Source organism: Hydrogenophaga sp. (assembly GCF_035481345.1).
Classification (GTDB): domain Bacteria; phylum Pseudomonadota; class Gammaproteobacteria; order Burkholderiales; family Burkholderiaceae_C; genus Hydrogenophaga.
The window spans coordinates 1-17453 of the sequence record NZ_DATIGV010000052.1 but is presented as its reverse complement, the minus strand read 5'-3'; the positions used below and the strand labels follow the sequence as shown (position 1 = coordinate 17453).

16 protein-coding genes are annotated in these 17453 nt (G+C 71.5%); all 16 read left to right on the top strand.

Annotation, left to right across the window (positions count from 1 at the left end):
- The coding region (locus VLG41_RS05795) for an exosortase-associated EpsI family protein (RefSeq protein ID WP_325348440.1) at positions 1 to 206 on the top strand (206 nt) is incomplete at its 5' end.
- Positions 203 to 1321, top strand: coding sequence for a GDP-mannose 4,6-dehydratase (gene gmd / locus VLG41_RS05790; RefSeq protein WP_325348439.1), 1119 nt, complete (start codon positions 203 to 205; stop codon positions 1319 to 1321). The genes VLG41_RS05795 and gmd, both read left to right, overlap by 4 nt.
- Complete coding sequence (locus VLG41_RS05785; RefSeq protein ID WP_325348438.1) at positions 1321 to 2313, top strand: GDP-L-fucose synthase; 993 nt, start codon at positions 1321 to 1323, stop codon at positions 2311 to 2313. Before gmd ends, VLG41_RS05785 begins: the two co-directional genes overlap by 1 nt.
- A gap of 10 nt (positions 2314 to 2323) precedes the next feature.
- On the top strand, positions 2324 to 3379 hold the full coding sequence (locus VLG41_RS05780; RefSeq protein WP_325348437.1) for a CgeB family protein: 1056 nt from the start codon (positions 2324 to 2326) through the stop codon (positions 3377 to 3379).
- Positions 3376 to 4503, top strand: coding sequence for a glycosyltransferase (locus VLG41_RS05775; protein ID WP_325348436.1), 1128 nt, complete (start codon positions 3376 to 3378; stop codon positions 4501 to 4503). Before VLG41_RS05780 ends, VLG41_RS05775 begins: the two co-directional genes overlap by 4 nt.
- Positions 4504 to 4519: 16 nt before the next feature.
- Positions 4520 to 6061, top strand: a complete 1542-nt coding sequence (locus VLG41_RS05770) for a hypothetical protein (protein ID WP_325348435.1) — start codon at positions 4520 to 4522, stop codon at positions 6059 to 6061.
- Positions 6058 to 7668 (top strand): hypothetical protein, encoded by a 1611-nt coding sequence (locus VLG41_RS05765; RefSeq protein WP_325348434.1) that lies wholly within the window; start codon positions 6058 to 6060, stop codon positions 7666 to 7668. Before VLG41_RS05770 ends, VLG41_RS05765 begins: the two co-directional genes overlap by 4 nt.
- A gap of 3 nt (positions 7669 to 7671) precedes the next feature.
- The gene (locus tag VLG41_RS05760; RefSeq protein ID WP_325348433.1) at positions 7672 to 8871 is read left to right on the top strand and encodes a glycosyltransferase; all 1200 of its coding nucleotides are present in this window, start codon (positions 7672 to 7674) and stop codon (positions 8869 to 8871) included.
- A 4-nt stretch (positions 8872 to 8875) separates the two neighbouring features.
- A complete protein-coding gene (locus VLG41_RS05755) occupies positions 8876 to 10054 on the top strand; it encodes a glycosyltransferase (RefSeq protein ID WP_325348432.1) in 1179 nt (392 codons plus the stop codon).
- Positions 10051 to 10698, top strand: coding sequence for a class I SAM-dependent methyltransferase (locus VLG41_RS05750; RefSeq protein ID WP_325348431.1), 648 nt, complete (start codon positions 10051 to 10053; stop codon positions 10696 to 10698). The genes VLG41_RS05755 and VLG41_RS05750 overlap by 4 nt, the downstream gene beginning before the upstream one ends.
- Entirely contained in the window at positions 10695 to 11255 is a 561-nt protein-coding gene (locus tag VLG41_RS05745) for a putative colanic acid biosynthesis acetyltransferase (RefSeq protein WP_325348430.1), read from the top strand. Before VLG41_RS05750 ends, VLG41_RS05745 begins: the two co-directional genes overlap by 4 nt.
- Positions 11252 to 12136 (top strand): glycosyltransferase family 2 protein, encoded by an 885-nt coding sequence (locus tag VLG41_RS05740; protein WP_325348429.1) that lies wholly within the window; start codon positions 11252 to 11254, stop codon positions 12134 to 12136. The genes VLG41_RS05745 and VLG41_RS05740 overlap by 4 nt, the downstream gene beginning before the upstream one ends.
- Positions 12133 to 13377: a glycosyltransferase WbuB gene (locus VLG41_RS05735; RefSeq protein WP_325348428.1), complete on the top strand. Its 1245-nt coding sequence runs from the start codon at positions 12133 to 12135 to the stop codon at positions 13375 to 13377. The genes VLG41_RS05740 and VLG41_RS05735 overlap by 4 nt, the downstream gene beginning before the upstream one ends.
- Positions 13374 to 14519 carry a glycosyltransferase family 4 protein gene (locus VLG41_RS05730; protein ID WP_325348427.1) on the top strand — a complete coding sequence of 382 codons (1146 nt, stop codon included), beginning with the start codon at positions 13374 to 13376 and terminating at the stop codon, positions 14517 to 14519. Before VLG41_RS05735 ends, VLG41_RS05730 begins: the two co-directional genes overlap by 4 nt.
- The gene (locus tag VLG41_RS05725) at positions 14516 to 16399 is read left to right on the top strand and encodes an acyltransferase (protein ID WP_325348426.1); all 1884 of its coding nucleotides are present in this window, start codon (positions 14516 to 14518) and stop codon (positions 16397 to 16399) included. Before VLG41_RS05730 ends, VLG41_RS05725 begins: the two co-directional genes overlap by 4 nt.
- Positions 16400 to 16409: 10 nt before the next feature.
- On the top strand, positions 16410 to 17453 hold a 1044-nt coding region (locus VLG41_RS05720; protein WP_325348425.1), incomplete at its 3' end, for a hypothetical protein.

Sequence of the window (17453 nt, the reverse complement as noted above, 5' to 3'; positions counted from 1 at the left end):
TCACCGAACTGCGCTACGGCCTGCGCGGCCGCATCCCCGACGGCATGCTGGTCCGCGTCTCCTCCATCGACCGCGACACGGCGAAGGCCCACCAGGTCCAGGCCGACTTCGCCAACGCCCTCGTCGGCGCCATCGACCCCGCCGTGCGCGCCCGCTTCGCCGGCCTGCGCCAACCCGACGCCACCAACGCCTCCCTCGCGCCATGAGCCAGAAAACCGCACTCATCACCGGCATCACCGGCCAGGACGGCGCCTACCTCGCCGAGCTGCTGCTCGCCAAAGGCTACCGCGTGCACGGCATCAAGCGGCGCGCCTCCTCCTTCAACACCGACCGCATCGACCACCTCTACCAGGACCCGCACGAAGCCGATCGCCGCCTGGTGCTGCACTACGGCGACCTCACCGACAGCAGCAACCTCATCCGCCTGGTCGGCCAGATCCGCCCGGACGAGGTCTACAACCTCGGCGCCATGAGCCACGTCGCCGTGAGCTTCGAAACCCCCGAGTACACCGCCGACACCGACGCCATCGGCACGCTGCGCCTGCTCGAAGCCATCCGCCTGCACGGCCTGGAGAAAACCTGCCGCTTCTACCAGGCCTCCACCAGCGAGCTCTACGGGCAGGTGCAGGAGATTCCGCAGAAGGAGACCACGCCCTTCTACCCCCGCAGCCCCTACGCGGTGGCCAAGCTCTACGCCTACTGGATCACGGTGAACTACCGAGAGGCCTATGGCATGTACGCCTGCAACGGCATCCTCTTCAACCACGAAAGCCCGCTGCGCGGCGAAACCTTCGTCACGCGCAAGATCACGCGCGGCCTCTCGCGCATCGCCATCGGCCTGCAGGACTGCCTCTACCTCGGCAACATGAGCGCCCTGCGCGACTGGGGCCACGCGCGCGACTACGTCGAGATGCAGTGGCTGATGCTGCAGCAGGACCAGCCCGTGGACTTCGTCATTGCCACCGGCGTGCAGCACAGCGTGCGCCAGTTCGTCGAGATGGCCGCGAGCGAACTGGGCATCACCCTGAGCTGGGTCGGCGAAGGCGTGGACGAGGCCGGCGTGGTGGCCTCGGTGAGCCGCACCGACCTGCGCGTGAACGAAGGCGACGTGATCGTGCGCGTGGACCCGCGCTACTTCCGCCCCACCGAGGTGGAAACCCTGCTGGGCGACCCCACCCGCGCGCGCGAGCAACTGGGCTGGGTGCCCAAGACCGACCTGGCCACGCTGGTGCGCGAAATGGTGCTCACCGACTTCCAGATCGCGCGGCGCGACGCGATGGTCAAGCTCGCGGGCTTCCCGTCCTACGCCTACGAAGAGTGATGGACCGCGACGCCCGCATCTTCGTTGCCGGCCACCGCGGCCTCGTGGGCTCGGCCATCGTGCGCGCCCTGCGCGCCGCCGGGCACACGCACCTGCTGCTGCGCACGCGCGACGAACTGGACCTGCGCGACCCCGTGGCCACGGCCGCCTTCTTCGACAAGGCCCGGCCGGACCACGTGTTCCTCGCGGCCGCGCGCGTGGGCGGCATCCTGGCCAACCAGCGCGAGCCGGCGGACTTCATCCGCGACAACCTGCAGATCCAGACCAACGTGATCCACGAGGCCTGGCGCACCGGCGTCAAGCGCTTGCTGTTCCTGGGCTCCAGTTGCATCTACCCGCGCCTGGCGCCGCAGCCCCTGCGCGAGGAGTACCTGCTCACCGGTCCGCTGGAGCCCACCAACCGCGCCTACGCCCTGGCCAAGATCGCCGGCATCGAGATGTGCTGGAGCCACAACCGCCAGCACGGCACGCGCTTCCTCGCGGCCATGCCCACCAACCTTTACGGGCCCGAGGACAACTTCGACCTCGAGAGCAGCCACGTCATCCCCGCCCTGCTGCGCAAGTTCCACGAGGCGCGCGTGAACGGCGCGCCCCGCGTGACCCTGTGGGGCAGCGGCGAACCCCGACGCGAGTTCATGCACAGCTTCGACATGGCGCAGGCCTGCCTCTTCCTCATGAACCTGGACGACGACCGCTTCGATGGCCTGCTGGGCAGCGACGAAGCCGTCACCGGCCGCTTCGAGCCCCCGCTCATCAACATCGGCGTGGGCGAGGACATCAGCATCCGCGAACTCGCCGAGACCATCGCCAGCGTGGTCGGCTACGACGGCCTCATCGAACACGACCTGAGCAAGCCCGACGGCACGCCGCGCAAGCTGATGGACGTGAGCCGGCTGAACGCGCTGGGCTTTCGCGCGCGCATCGGACTGGAGGACGGCCTGCGCCACGTGCACGAGGTGGTGTTCGCCACGTCGCCAAGCGACGCGGCCTGAGGTCGATGGCATGGACGTGCTCTACCTCGGCCCGCGCAGCGGCACCTGTCTGGACCGCGCCAATGCCCTGCGCCGCCTGGGCGCCAACGTGGAGCACCTGAGCCTGCGCGAGCTGCTGCCCCCCTCGCGCTGGGTCGACCGCTGGACCTGGCACGTGGGCGGCCACTGGTTCGGCCGCCGGGTCGACGCCGCGCTGGCCAAGGCCCTGCACGACCGCGCCTTCGACCTGTGCCACGTGGACGGCGGCGAATGGGTCACGCCGGCCGTGATCGAGCGGCTGCGCCGGCACGCGCGCCGCGTGGTGAACTACAACATCGACGACCCCACCGGCCCGCGCGACGGCCCGCGCTTCGAGGCCTACCGACAGGCCGCGCCGCACTACGACCTGCTGGTGGTGGTGCGCGAGGAGAACCTGCCCGAACTGCAGCGCCTGGGCGCGCGGCGGGTGATGCGCGTGTTCCGCAGCGCCGACGAACTCAACCACGCGCCCCGCCGCATCAGCGCCATCGACGAACTGGCCTGGACCAGCGAGGTGTTGTTCCTGGGCTCCTGGTTCCCCGAGCGCGGCCCCTTCCTGCTCGATCTCGTGGCGCGTGGCGTGCCGCTCACCATCCGCGGGCCCAACTGGCACAAGGCACCCGAATGGGAGCGGCTGCGCGCGCACTGGGCGGGCGGTGCCCTGAGCGGCGACGACTACGCCCGGGCCCTGCAGTGCGCGCGGATCAACCTGGGCCTGCTCTCGCGCGACAACCGCGACAGCCACACCACGCGCTCGCTGGAGATCCCCTCGCTGGGCGGCCTGCTGTGCGCCGAGCGCACGAGCGAACACCAGTCGATGTACCGCGAAGGCGCAGAAGCCCTGTTCTGGAGCGACGCGCGCGAGTGCGCCGAGGTCTGCCGGGCCGCGCTGGCCGACGAGGGCCGCCGCGCCCGCATCGCACGGGCCGGACACGAGCGCTTCCTGCGCGACGGGCACCGCAACGAGCGCGTGATGCAGCGCATCGTGGACGCGGCGCTGGACGCCGCACCGGTGGGCGCGCGCGAGGCGCAGGAGGCGGCGGCGTGAACGGCGTCGCCCCGACCGCCGCCCCCGGCCTCGCGCTGGACGCGCCGCTGCGCGTGGGCATCCTCAACGCCGCGTGGAACGTGCAGCGCCACAACACCGACCACGCCTGCGTGCTCGACATGGCGCGCCTGAGCGCCTTCGACGACTCGCTGGACGTGGGCTTCGTGCCCGGCCCCTGGCAGAGCCTGCGCTGCAACGCCAACTTCGTGGCGCGCCGCCTGGGCGCGCCGCTGCCCTTCCCGCGCATCCGCCTGGCCAATGCCCAGCTCGGCAGCGACGTGCTCTACCAGTACGGCAGCGACCTGCGCGGCATCGTGCTGCCGAGCCGGCGCCGCGCGCCGCCGCTGATGGCCACCACCGGCTTTCCCAGCCTGCGCCGCGTGCTCGCGCGCGGCCCGGACTTCCTGGAGGCGCAGGCCCGCGTCGTCGACGCCTGCGCGGGCCGCGCGGCCCTGCTGCACTTTCACACCGACACCATGCGCGAGCTCTACCTGGAGCAGCGACCGCAGGACCGCGCGCGCGCCCTCACCCTGCCCTTCTTCCTGCCGCACCTGCGCGTGCTCGACGAAGCGGCCGTGCGCGCCAAGTTCGCGCGCGAGGAGACGCTGCTGCTCTTCGTCGGCGCGGACGGCCGGCGCAAGGGCATCGAGACGCTGTGCGAGGCCCTGGACGCGCACGCCGACGCGCTGCAGGCGCGGCGCGTGCGCGCCGTCATCGTGAGCCGCGACACGCCCGGCTGCCAGCGCTTCAAGGCCCTGCGCCACGAACGCCGCTTGCCGCGCGAGCAGGTGCAGGCCCTCATGCGCGAGGCGCACCTGTACTGCATGGTGCCGCACCACGAGTCCTACGGCCTGGTGTTCGTGGAGGCCATGGCCGCGGGCTGCGCGGTGCTGGCCGACGACGACCTGCCGCGCCAGGAGATGCTGGACGGCGGGCGCTGCGGCGCCCTGGTGCCCAGCGGCGACGCCGACGCCTTGGGCGCGGCCCTGATGGGCCTGCTCAACGACCGCGCCTACCTGTTGGAACTGGCGCTGCGCGCGCGCGAGCGCGCGGCGCAGCGCCACCACCCGCTGGGCGTGGCCCGCGCCTACGCCCAGGCGCTGTCGCGCTTGCGCGCGGCCTGAGGAGCGAGCCGTGGGCGTGGCCAGGCGCGTTCTCTCGGGCAGCCTCGCGTCGTGGACGCGCATCGGCCTGACCGTGCTGGTGCAGATCGGCCTGGTGCCGCTGTACCTGTCGCACTGGTCGCTGGCGCAGTACGGCTGCTGGCTGGTGGTGCTGGCCGCCACGGCCTTCGTCAACGTCCTGAGCCTGGCGCACCACAACATGGTGGGCAACCGCATGCTGCAGGTGCCGCGCGGCGACGGCGCGGGCCTGGGCCGGCTGCTGTCGTCCGCCTTGCCCTGGAGCCTGGGCCTGGGCCTGCTGGAGCTGCTGGTGCTCGCCGCGCTCGCCACACTGGGTACGCTGGCCGCGTTGTTCACCGCGCCCGAGGCGCTGCCGCCCGGCCTCATGAACGAAGCCCTGGTCAGCCTGCTGCTGGTCAGCACCGCCATCTGGCTCGGCGTGAGCACCAGCGGCCTGTACGGCCGCCTGGCCAGCGCGCTGGGCCACTTCGCGCGCGGCGCCTGGTGGGGTGTGGCGGTGCAGGCCGTGGGCGGCCTGGCACCGGCCGCGGCCGTGCTGCTGGGCGCGGGCCTGTGGCCCACGGCCTGCGCGCTGGCCGGCGCGCACCTCGCCGTGAATGCGCTCTACCAGGCCGACCTGTGGCGCCTGGCGCGCCGCCACGGCGTGCACCTGCAAGCGCCCGACTGGGGCCTGGGCTGGCGCAACCTGCGCGCCTCCACCCTGCTGGGCGCCAGCTACGCCTGCGGCCTGCTGCGCCAGCAGGGCCTGCGCGTGCTGGTGGGCGGCCTGCTGGGCGTGGGCGCGGCGGTGGCCTTCACCACGCTGCGCACGGCCAGCAACCTCTCGCTGCAAGGCATCGCCACCGTCACCGACCCGGTGTTCCCCGAGTTCATGGGCTTCCTGCGCGAGCGCCAGCAGGCCGCCATCGTCGGCACCTTCGCCTTCCTGTGGCTCACGCTGGTGTTCCTGCTGGGCCCGGCGCTGGTGGTGCTGCAGGCCCTGGCACCCGCGCTCTTCGAGCTGTGGACGCACGGCAAGCTGGCCTTCGACGCGCCGGTGTTCGCGGGTTTTTCCACCGCGCTGCTGCTGTTCGCCATCGCCCGCCCGGCGGATGCGATCCTGCTCGGCCAGAACCGCTTGCGCACGCAACTGGCGCTGGCGGCCTTCGCGGCGCTGGCCACGGTGCTGGGCGTGCTGGCACTGGACGGGCGCATGGGCCTGCTCGGCATCGCCGGGGTGCTGGTGGCGGTGGAACTGGCAGTGATGGCGCTCACGGTGTCGCGCGCCGCCGCCTGGCTGCGCGAGCAGGGCCTGGCCTGGCCCGCGGCGCTGTTCCGCTTCGCGCTCGCGAAGGTGCTGGTCTGCGCCGCCGCCATGGGCTGGATCGCCACCCACCCCGGCGACCGCGCGGCCGCCGTGTCGGCCGCGATGGCGCTGAGCGCCCTGCTGTTCGCGGGCTTCGCGCGGCAACTGCCGCCGGAACAACGGGCCTGGCTGTCACAACGCCTGGGCCGCTTCGGCGCACGGTTGCGCCGGCAAGGCGGAGGGATGGCGTGAACGTCCCTCGTCCCACGCTCACCTACGGCGGCCTGGTGCAGATCGCCCTGTTCGCCGCCTGCGCGCTGGCGCTGCTGGTGCAGATGGCGATCGGCTTCGACACCACCAACCTCGCCTCGGCCTGCACCGTGTTCGCCGCCTCGCTCGCGTTGCTGGCCTACCTGGCCGGCACGCCCGCGCTCCACACGCACCCGGTGTCCAGCTTCGCCCTGCTGGGCTTCGGCGTCACCACGCAGATGGGCGCGCTGATCGGCCAGTCGGCCTTTCTCGTGCCCATCAGCGAGAACCTGCGCCAGCCCGTCGGCACCTTCCTGTGGCTGGCCGCCTTCCTGGTGGTGGCCATCGGCATGCACGGTTTCTACCGCTGGGTCTTCGCGCCGGCGGGCGGCGCGCGGCCGTCCACCCTGCGCACCTGGCTGGAGCGCGTGGGCCTGTACACGCCGCCCGGCACCGGCACGCTGTGGTTCATGGGCTACCTCGGCCTCATCGCCTTCGTCATCGGCGCCGGGCGCGAGGGCGTGTTCGCCAAGACGCTGCAGGGCATGGCCTTCCTCACCTGGGCGCCCTTCCTCATCCCCATGTACGTGCTGCAGTTCGGCCAGGCCTACTGCCGCTGGCACCGCCAGGCCGTGCACCTGGTGTGCTTCGCGCTGCTGGTGGTGCTGCTGGGCCTGGCGGCCAACTCGCGCGGGGTGATGCTGTCGGGCTTCATGACGGTGTCGCTGTTCGCGCTGCTGCTGTTGCTGCGCAGCCGCGAGCCGGTGCGCTGGGCGCGCGTGGGCCAGACCGCGCTGGTGCTGGCCCTGCTCGGCGCCATCGCCATCCCCGTGAGCGACCTGGCCACCGCCATGGTGGTGGCGCGCAAGCTGCGCGGCAGCGTGAACGCGGTGGACATGGTGCGCGAGACCTGGCGCGCCTTCGGCCAGCCCGAGGTGCTGGCCGCCGAACGCGCCGACCGCGCCGCGCGCGTGCGCCAGCAGTACGACGAGCGCTACTTCGACAACCCGCTGCTCGCGCGGGTGGTGGAAACCAAGTTCCACGACAACTCGCTCACCTTCGCCGCCACCTTCACCGATGGCGACCGCGCCGAGCTCGCGCGCCGCACGCTGGACCTGTTCGTGCTCACGCTGCCGCAGCCCGTCATCAACAAGCTCGGCATCGGCCTGGACAAGCGCGACCACCAGTACTCCACGGGCGACCTGCTCGCGCACCTGGCCCACGGCGGCCCGCTGGGCGGCTACCGCACCGGCTCCATGGTGGCGCACGGCGTCGCGCTGCTCGGGCCCGCCTACCTGGCCATCTACGCCCTGCTGTGCCTGGCCGCCTTCGCCCTGCTCGACCTGCTGGCCGCGCGCCGCGCCGACGGCAGCGTGCTGGTGTCGGCCGTGGGCATGCTGTCGCTGTGGGAGCTGTTCCTGGGCGGCATCACCGGCGAATCCGTGCACGGCTGGGTCGTCTGGTACCTGCGCTACCTGCCGCAGGGCATCGTGATCTTCCTGGTCGTCGCCACCTTCTGCCGCTTCAACGCCTGGCTGGCCAGCGGCCTGCACGTGCGCCCGCGCGCCACCGCCGTGTCATCCGCCCGCCCCACCATGCGGACCACCTGAGCCATGCACATCGTCCTCATCACCCACCCCGCCTTCATGGCCTCGCAGAGCATGCCGCGCTTCGCGCGCATGCTGCAGGGCGCCTACGAGGCCATGGGCCACGACGTGGAGCTGTGGTCGCCCGCGCCGCGCTGGCACCACCGCTTCGCGGGCACGCCGCTGGCCAAGTGGGCGGGCTACGTGGACCAGTACCTGCTGTTTCCGCGCTGGCTGCGCGGGCAGGTGCACCGCCAGCCGCCCGACACCCTGTTCGTGCTGACCGACCAGGCCCTGGGCCCCTGGGTGCCGGCGCTGCGCCAGCGCCCGCTGGTGCTGCACGTGCACGACCTGCTGGCCCTGCGCAGCGCGCTGGGCGAGGAGCCGCGCAACCCCACGCGCTTCACCGGGCGGCTGTACCAGCGCTACATCCGCTGGGGTTTCTCGCAGGCGCGCCACTTCATCTGCATCTCGCAGCGCACGCGCGACGAGCTGCTGCGCCTGGGCCGCGTGGACCCGCTGAGCTGCGAGGTGGTGCACAACGGCCTGAACGCCGCGTTCGCGCCCATGCCCGAGGCCAGCGCCCTGCGCCAGCTCTACAGCGCCGGCCTGCCCGACGCCTCGCGCGGCATCGTGCTGCACATCAGCGGGGGCCAGTGGTACAAGAACGTGGCCGGTGTGATCCGCATCTACGCGGCCTACGCGCGCGAGCGCACCGACCCGCTGCCCCTGTGGCTGGTGGGCGTGACGCCCGGCGCGGCCGAGCGCGCGGCGCTGGCCGAGGTGCCCACGCAGGGCCGCGTGTTCTTTCCCCGCGGGCTCGACCACGAGAGCCTGCAGGCCACCTACACCATGGCGCGCGCCCTGCTCTTCCCGAGCCACGCGGAAGGCTTCGGCTGGCCCATCGTGGAAGCGCAGGCCTGCGGCTGCCCGGTCATCACCACCGACGACGCGCCGATGAACGAGATCGGCGGCCCCTGCACGCGCTACCTGCCGCGCCTGGGCACCGGCGAGGACATCGGCGCCTGGGCCCGAGACGGCGCGCGCGTGCTGGCCGAGGTGCTGGACGCGCCGCCCGCCGAGGCCGTGCGGCGCAGCGCCACCTGCGTCGCCTGGTCGCGCCGCTTCCTGCCCGAGGTCGCCATCCGCGCCTACCTCAACGTCTACACCCAGGTGCTCGCGCGCCACGGCATCGACCAGGCGGCCGTGGCCGCCCTGCGGGGCTGATCCCATGAAACTCCTGCACGTCCTTCCCACCGTCGACGCCCACGGCGGCGGCCCCATGGAGGGGGTTCGCCAACGCGGCATCCGCCTGCGCGAACTCGGCCACGAGGTCGACCTCGTCACGCTGGACGACCCCGCCTCCCCCAGCGTCACCGGGCACCCGCTGCGCGTGCACGCCCTGGGCCCCACGGGCGGCAACTACGGTTTCAACCCGCGCCTGGCGCCCTGGCTGCGCGCGCACGCGGGCGAGTACGACCTCACCGTGGTCAACGGCCTGTGGCAGTACCACAGCCTGGCCACCTGGCGCGTGTACCGCGCGCTGCGCCGGCCCTACGTGGTGTTCACGCACGGCATGCTCGACCCCTGGTTCAAGCAGGCCTACCCGCTCAAGCACCTGAAGAAGTGGCTCTACTGGCCCTGGGCCGAGTACCGCGTGCTGCGCGACGCCTCGGCGGTGCTGTTCACCAGTGAAGAGGAGCGCCGCCTCGCGCGCGAATCCTTCTGGCTGTACCGCGCGCGCGAGCAGGTGGTGGCCTACGGCACGCGCCCGCCGCCGGCCAATGGCGCGGCGCTCGCGCAGCGCTTCCTCGACCAGCACCCCGAGCTGCGCGGCAAGCGCCTGCTGCTGTTCCTGGGCCGCCTGCACGAGAAGAAGGGCTGCGACCTGCTGATCGACGCCTTCGGCCAGTTGGCGCACCGCCACCCCGGCCTGCACCTGGTGATGGCCGGCCCCGACCAGGGGGGTCAACTCGCCCTGCTGAAGGCGCGCGCCAAGGAGCGTGCCGTGGCGCACCGCGTGCACTGGCTCGGCATGGTGCAGGGCGATCACAAGTGGGGCGCGCTGCACGCCTGCGAGGCCTTCGTGCTGCCCTCGCACCAGGAGAACTTCGGCATCGCCGTGGCCGAGGCCCTGGGCTGCGGCCTGCCAGTGCTCATCTCCAACAAGGTCAACATCTGGCGCGAGGTGGAACAGGCCGGCGCCGGCCTGGTCGACGACGACGACGCGCGCGGCACCGCGCGGCTGCTGCAGCGCTGGCTCTCGCTCGACGCCGACCACCGCCAGGCCATGTCGGCCGCCGCGCGCGATCTCTTCACCAGCCGCTACACGGTGGACGCCATGGCGCAGTCCATCCTGTCGCTGGCCGCGCAGCACGGTCCCTCCCAAGGCCCCTTCGTTTCACCATGAACACCAACGTCGTCGACCACTACGGCTGGGACTCGGCCGACAGGCCCACCTCCTGCGGCTACATCGGCCCGCGCGTGATCGAGGAGCTGGACGCGCTGCGCGTGCGCCGCGTGCTCGACCTTGGCTGCGGCAACGGCAGCCTCTGCGGCGAACTCGCGCGGCGCGGCTACGCGGTCTGCGGCATCGACCAGGACGAGGCCGGCGTGCGGCTGGCGCAGGAGCGCTACCCCGCGCTGCGCTTCCACCGACTGGGCGTGCAGGACGAGCCACAGCGCCTGGTCGACGCCGAGGGCCGCTTCCAGGCCGTGGTCTCCACCGAGGTGATCGAGCACCTGTACTCGCCGCACCTGCTGCCCGCGTTCGCGCGCGCGGTGCTGGAGCCCGGCGGTCACCTGGTGCTCACCACGCCGTACCACGGCTACCTCAAGAACCTCGCGCTGGCCGTCATGAACAAATGGGACCACCACCACACGGCCCTGTGGCACGGCGGGCACATCAAGTTCTGGAGCCGGCGCACGCTCACCGAACTGCTGCGCCAGCACGGCTTCGAGCTGGTGCGCTTCGGCGGCGTGGGCCGCCTGCCTTACCTGTGGAAGAGCATGGTGCTGGTGGCGCGCCTGGCGCCCAGCGGCAGCGCGCCATGATCCTGCCCGGCAACGACCCGGCCACGCAGCCCTCGTTCACGCTGGGCAACCGGGTGGCGCGCGCCACCTGGGGTGCGGTGTGGCTGCTGCTGTTTCGCACCAGCCCGCGCCCGGCGCACGCCTGGCGGCGCGCGCTGCTGCGCCTGTTCGGTGCGCGCCTGGGCGCGCACGTGCACGTCTACCCGGGCGCGCGCATCTGGGCACCGTGGCAACTGGAGATCGGCGACCGCGTGGGTGTGGGCGACGGCGCCACGCTCTACAACATGGGCCCGCTGCGCATCGGCCACGACGCCGTCGTGTCGCAAGGCGCGCACCTGTGCGGCGGCACGCACGACATCCACTCGCGCAACTTCCAGCTGGTCGCGCGCGCCATCGACATCGGCCCCCACGCCTGGGTCTGCGCCGACGCCTTCGTGGGCCCTGGCGTGCGCATCGCGCCGGGCTGCGTGGTGGGCGCGCGCTCGGTGGTCATGAAAAGCATCGCCGAGCCCTGGACCGTGTGGGCCGGGCACCCCGCGCAACGCGTCAGCACCCGCCAAACAGAGGCATCGCCATGACCCAGGTCTCCATCCTCGTGCTGACGAAAAACGAGCAGCAGGACCTGCCCGGCTGCCTGCGCAGCGTGGCCTGGTCGGACGACGTGCACGTCTACGACTCGCTCAGCACCGACCGCACGCAGGAGATCGCGCGCGAGTTCGGCGCCACGGTGACCCAGCGCGCCTTCGACAACTGGGCCGCGCACCAGAACTGGGGCCTGGCGAACATCCCCTTCAAGCACCCCTGGGTGTTCTACATCGACGCCGACGAGCGCATGACACCCGAGCTGGTGGCCGCCGTGCGCGCGGCGGTGGCCGCGCCCGGCGAACACGTGGCTTTTCGCGTGCAGCGGCGCGACTTCTTCCTCGGCACCTGGCTGCAGCACGTGCAGACCTCGCCCTTCTACCTGCGCCTGTTCCGCCCCGAGCGCATGCGCTACGAGCGCCTGGTCAACCCCGTGTCGCTGCCCGACGGCCCCGCTGGGCAGGTCACGGGTTTCCTCGACCACTACCCCTTCAGCAAGGGCATCAGTCACTGGCTGGAGCGCCACAACAGCTACAGCACGCTGGAAGCGCGCCAGATCGTGGAGAACCGCCGCCAGCACGAGGGCTTCTCCCTCGCCAAGGCCTTCATGGCGAAGGACTTCCACGAGCGCCGCTTCCACCAGAAGGAGCTGTTCTACCGCCTGCCGCTGCGCCCGCTGGTCAAGTTCGCGCTGCTCTACGTGGCGCGCGCCGGCTTCCTGGACGGCCGCGCGGGCTTCACCTACGCGGTGCTGCAAAGCATGTACGAGTACATGATCCAGCTCAAGACCCGGGAGTTGATGCGCGCTGCCCCACAGGCCCCCGATGAGCCCGGTGCGCCCACCGCGCCCGACGGCCTGGGCGCGCGCCAGCCATGAGGATCCTGCTCGTCAGCGCGAACTTCGCGCCCGAGCCCGTGGGCATCGGCAAGTACTCGGGCGAGATGGCCGAGTGGCTGGCCGCGCGGGGGCACGAGGTGCGCGTGGTCTGCGCCCCGCCCTACTACCCCGCCTGGCGCGTGGACCCGGCGTGGCGCTGGCCGCCGTACCGGCACGACACCTGGCGCGGCGTGCGCGTGTGGCGCGCGCCGCTGTGGGTGCCCTCGCGCCCCGGCGGCCTGCGGCGCGTGCTGCACCTCGCGAGCTTTGCCATCGCCTCGATGCCCAGCCTGCTGCGCCACTGGGCCTGGCGGCCCGAGGTGGTGATGGTGGTGGCGCCCGCGCTGCTGTGCGCGCCCATGGGCTGGCTCACCGCGCGCGCCACCGGCGCGCGCGCCTGGCTGCACGTGCAGGACTTCGAGGTCGACGTGGCGCTGAAGATGGGTTTCCTGTGGTCGGGCGCGATGCGCCGCCTCGCGCTGGGCCTGGAGTCCTGGCTGCTGCGCCGCTTCGACACCGTCTCCACCATCTCGGGGCGCATGCACGAGCACCTGCTGCGCAAAGGCGTGGCACCGGCGAACGCCAGGCGTTTGCCCAACTGGGCCGACGTGCAGGCGGTGCGCCCGCTGCGCGGCACCAGCGCCTACCGCGCCGAACTCGGCCTGCCGGGCGGCGCGCGCGTGGTGCTGTTCTCCGGCAGCTGGAGCGCCAAGCAGGGTCTGGAGACGGTGGTGCAGGCCGCGCGCGCGCTGGCCCACCGGCCCGACATCGTGTTCGTGGTCTGTGGCCAGGGCGCCCTGCAGGTCGAGCTGGAGGCCGCCGCGCGCGAACTGAACAACCTGTGCCTGCTGCCCCTGCAGCCCCTGGAGCGCCTGGGCGAGTTGCTGGGCCTGGCCGACGCGCACCTGCTGCCGCAAAGCGTGGAGGCCGAGGACCTGGTGCTGCCGTCCAAGCTGACCAACATGCTGGCCAGTGGCCGCCCCGTGATCGCCACCTGCCGCGCGGGCAGCGAGCTGGCCGAGGTGGTGGGCCGCTGCGGCGTGGTGGTGCCCCCGGGCGATGCGGCATCGCTGGCGCGTGCGATCGAGGCCTTGATGGACGACCCGGCGCGCCGCGAGGCCCTGGGCCGGCTGGCGCGCGAACACGCCGAGCGGCACATCGACCGCGAGGCCGTGCTGCGCGGCCTGGAGGCCGAACTGCTCGCGGGCCAGGCGCGCGGCGCCGCCCGCGCCACGCCATGAAGGCGGAGCCGGCGTTCATCCACCCTGCGGCGGGCGGCACGTCGTTTCCCGCCGCGGGCGAGGCCGTCATCTTCCAACCCGAGTTCGTCGAATTCGGCGGCGAGGAACGGGTGATCCTCGCGCTCAGCGAGGGCCTGCACGCGCGCGGCCTGCCGCACAGCGTGCTGTGCTACCGCGACCACATCGACCTCGCGCGGCACGCGCGGCTGCCGCTTCGGGTGCACCAGTTGCGCCCCTCGGGCCCCGGCCTGGCGCGCGCCCTGGCCCTGCGCGCGGCCCTGCAGCGGCTGCACGCGATGGGCTCGCCCACGCCGGTGCTCTTCAACATCCAGTCGGCGCTGCACGCGGGCCTGAGTGGCGCGCGCCGCTACCACCTGCGCATTCCCGACACCTACAGCCTGCTCACGCCGGCCCACACGCCCTTCTGGGACCCGCTGAACCTGCGCCGGGCCTTGCGCGACCGGGCCACGGGGCGCGGCGTGCGCGGCGCCGAGCAACTGCTCACCAACACCGAAGCCCTCTCGCGCGAGATGGCCCAGCTCTATGGCCGGCCCGCGCGCGTGCACTACCTGGGCGGCCACGGCCGCACCGGCGCCGCGGCCCCCGCGCGCAGCCAGGCCGTGGTGCACCTGCTCAGCGTGTGCCGCCTGCAGGCCAGCAAGCGCGTGGACTGGATGCTGCGCGCCCTGGCGCAGGAGGACGGCCAGCGCGACCTGGGCGAGTGGCGGCTGCACGTGGCCGGGGCCGGGCCGCAGCGCGAGGCCTTGCAGGCCCTGGCGCTGCAACTGGGCATTCACGAGCGCGTGAGCTTCCACGGCTTCGTGAGCGATGAGCAACTGGAGGCCCTGTACCGCCAGGCGCACATCTTCCTGATGCCGGCGCGCCAGGGCTTCGGCCTGCCCGCGATCGAGGCGCTGTACCGGCACAGCGCGGTCGTGCTCAACCGCGAATCGGGCGTGTCGGAGATCCTGGAAGGCACGCCCTGGGTGCTGATCGCCGAATCGGGCGAGCGCGCCTTCGCCAGCGCGCTGCGGGCCATGCTGCGCCGCGTGCGCGAAGACGGCTTTTTTGATCAGCCACTGCCGGACCTGCCCAACATGCAGGCCTGGGCGGACGCGGTCATCGACACACTGGGGTGGTGAACCGCACCGTTTCCGACGCCTCAACCATGAAACCGCCACCCCCCCACCGCGCCGACATCGACGGTTTGCGCGCGCTTGCCGTTGTGCCGGTCATCCTGCTGCACGCCGGCTTCGACTTCCTGCCAGGCGGCTTCCTGGGCGTCGACGTCTTCTTCGTCATCAGCGGCTATCTGATCACCGGGATTCTCACCAGGGAACTGAGCGACGGCTCGTTCAGCATCGTTCGTTTCTATGAACGCCGCGCGCGCCGAATACTGCCGGCGCTGGTCGTGGTCATGCTGGTGAGTTCCGTCCTGGCCTATTGGCTCATGCTGCCGGGATTCCTGGAGAACTTCGGGCAATCGCTGGTCGCCACCAGTCTGTTTGCCAACAACATTCTCTTGTTGATGACCTCGGGCTACTGGGATCTCGAATCGGAGTTCAAACCCCTGCTACACACCTGGAGCCTTGGCGTGGAGGAGCAGTTCTACCTGCTCTTTCCCCTGCTGCTTCTCGCTCTGAACAGACGCCCGGCGAGGCTCACGTGGACGGTGATCGCCGCCTTGACGCTGGCAAGTCTGGGCCTGGCCGAATGGCTCAGCACAAGAAACGCGAACGCCGCGTTCTACCTGCTTCCCACGCGCGCCTGGGAGTTGCTTCTTGGCGCATTGACCGCCATGTCCCAACGCCGTTTCGACAGTGCCGTCGGTCTGCGCAGCGCAATGGCTCTGTCGTCGACCGGAATCGCGCTGCTGGCGTGGAGCTACTGGGCCATCGACCATACGGTGCGCCTACCCGCTCTGCCAGGTCTGGCCCCGGTGCTGGGCACCTGTCTGTTGCTGGGCTTCTCGCGTCCGGGTTCGCCGGTGGCCCGCCTGCTCGCTGTCCGGCCACTCGTTGCGATCGGCCTCATCAGCTACAGCGCCTACCTGTGGCACCAGCCACTCATGGCCTTTTCGCGCATCGCGTTTCAGGAGCCACCGGATCGCGCCTGGTACGGCGCGATGGTGCTTTTCACCTTCGTGCTGGCCTGGTTGACCTGGCGATGCGTCGAACAGCCGTTTCGGCTGCCCGCGCGGCTTTCGCGCGCACGCGCCATGGGCGGGCTGGCCGTCGCAAGTGTGGCCGTGCTGGCCCTCGGCCTTTCGTTGCACGTGCAAAACGGCCTACCACAGCGGCTCTACGACGGGGCCGATCTGCGACACGCTGACATGTACATCCAGTACAACATGCGGGTGCATGGGCTGGCCAAGGACAGCTTCACCACCGCAGCACCCGTACGAATGCTGGTCATGGGAAACAGCTACGCCCGCGATTTCGCGAACATGGTGCTCGAATCCCGGCCTTCCGTCAGACTCGAACTGGTCTACAGCGCGGTGAACAACTCCTGCATGAAGCAAAGCGCCAACGACGCCACACGGCGCCTGATGCAGCAGGCCACCATCGTCGTGCTGGCCAGTGGCGACATCGACACCACCTGTTTTCACGAAGACCGTGAGTGGATCGAGGGGATGGGCAAGCAGCTCTTCGTGGTCGGGACGAAACACTTTGGCTACAACCTCAATTGGATCATGCAGCGGGCGCACGAAGAGCGGCGCGGGCTGACGAACGCCTTGACGGCCGACACGATCGCCAAGGAAGCGCGCCTGATCGCCACCGTGCCCGCGCACAATTTCATTCCTCTGATGGAGCCCGTTCTCCGTGCGGGCCGCATTCCCATCACCGATGAGAACGGGCATCTGTTGAGCGCCGACCGGGTCCATCTCACGCGCCTGGGCGCGAGCTACTTTGGCGCGCGTGCCCTTCGGCCGAGCCCGCTCGGTCGCTTGGTGCTCGACGCAGGTCTGCCATCTGGCCAATGTCCCGGCCTGCCGGCTTGCGACGTCGGCCTCGCGAAATAGCGGAGGCAGCATGACGACGACGTCCGTCGGCGCCGGATGGCCGCGCGTGCTGTCGTGGGGCGCTCCGCTGGCCCTGGTCCTGATCCTGGCCCTGGTGGCCATGCGCCTGTGGCTCTTTCTGGCCCTGCAGTTGCCCGCGCCCGTGGGCGACGGCGTGCTGTTCGCCTCGGTGGCGCAGTACCACTGCGGCACGGGGCGCTTCGAGACGCCGATCTTCCCGCTCGACCCGACGGGCGCGTACCGATACATCTGGCACGGCATCGGCTGGCCCTGGCTGCTGTCGCTGCTCAACCCCACGTGCACCATCGAAGGCAGCTTCGTGGCCCTGTCGCTGGTGATGATCGGGACAGCCGCGCTGGCGTGGTGGACATTCGCGCGCACGCACGGTCGGCTCGTGGCCGCTGCGTTCGTTCTCGTGGTGTTCGCCCTGCAGGCCAAGCTGATGTTTCGCCCCGAGGTGCTGGCCATCGCCCTGGTGGTGCTGGCCGAAGCCTTGCGCGCGCGTGGCCGTTTGTGGGCATGGGCCTGGACGCTGAGCCTGTTGGCCTGGGTGCAGCCCACGGTGTTCCTGATCGCCGCTGCGCACGCCGCGCTCACGCTGGACCGCGCGGGCTGGCGCGCGCTGTGGCGCGATGCGATCCCCGGCCTGGGCATGGCGCTGACCTTGCACGGCGCCATCGCGGCGTTCTACCCCTTTCCGCTGGCGGACCTGCTGCTGGGCCTGTCGCTGCAAGGCCAGAGCTTCGCCGCGCGCGCCGACGGCAGCCTGTTCGTCTACTACCTGCGCAGCGACTTCTTCCCCGCGCTGGGCTCGGCCATGCTGGCGGCCTTCGGTCTGGCCGCGTGGCGAAGGCCCGCGTTGCTCCTGCTGCTGCCCTTGATCGTGTACTTCGGCCTGCGCGTGCCACCGGCCTTCTACAACCTGGTGCCGCTGTTCGTGACGTTGGTGATGGGACTGCTGACGGGGCTGCCGCGCGGCGAAGGCGCGCCGGCACGCACCAGCGCCCATGGGCACGCGCTGATGGTGCTGACGCTCACGGCGGCGCTGGGCGCA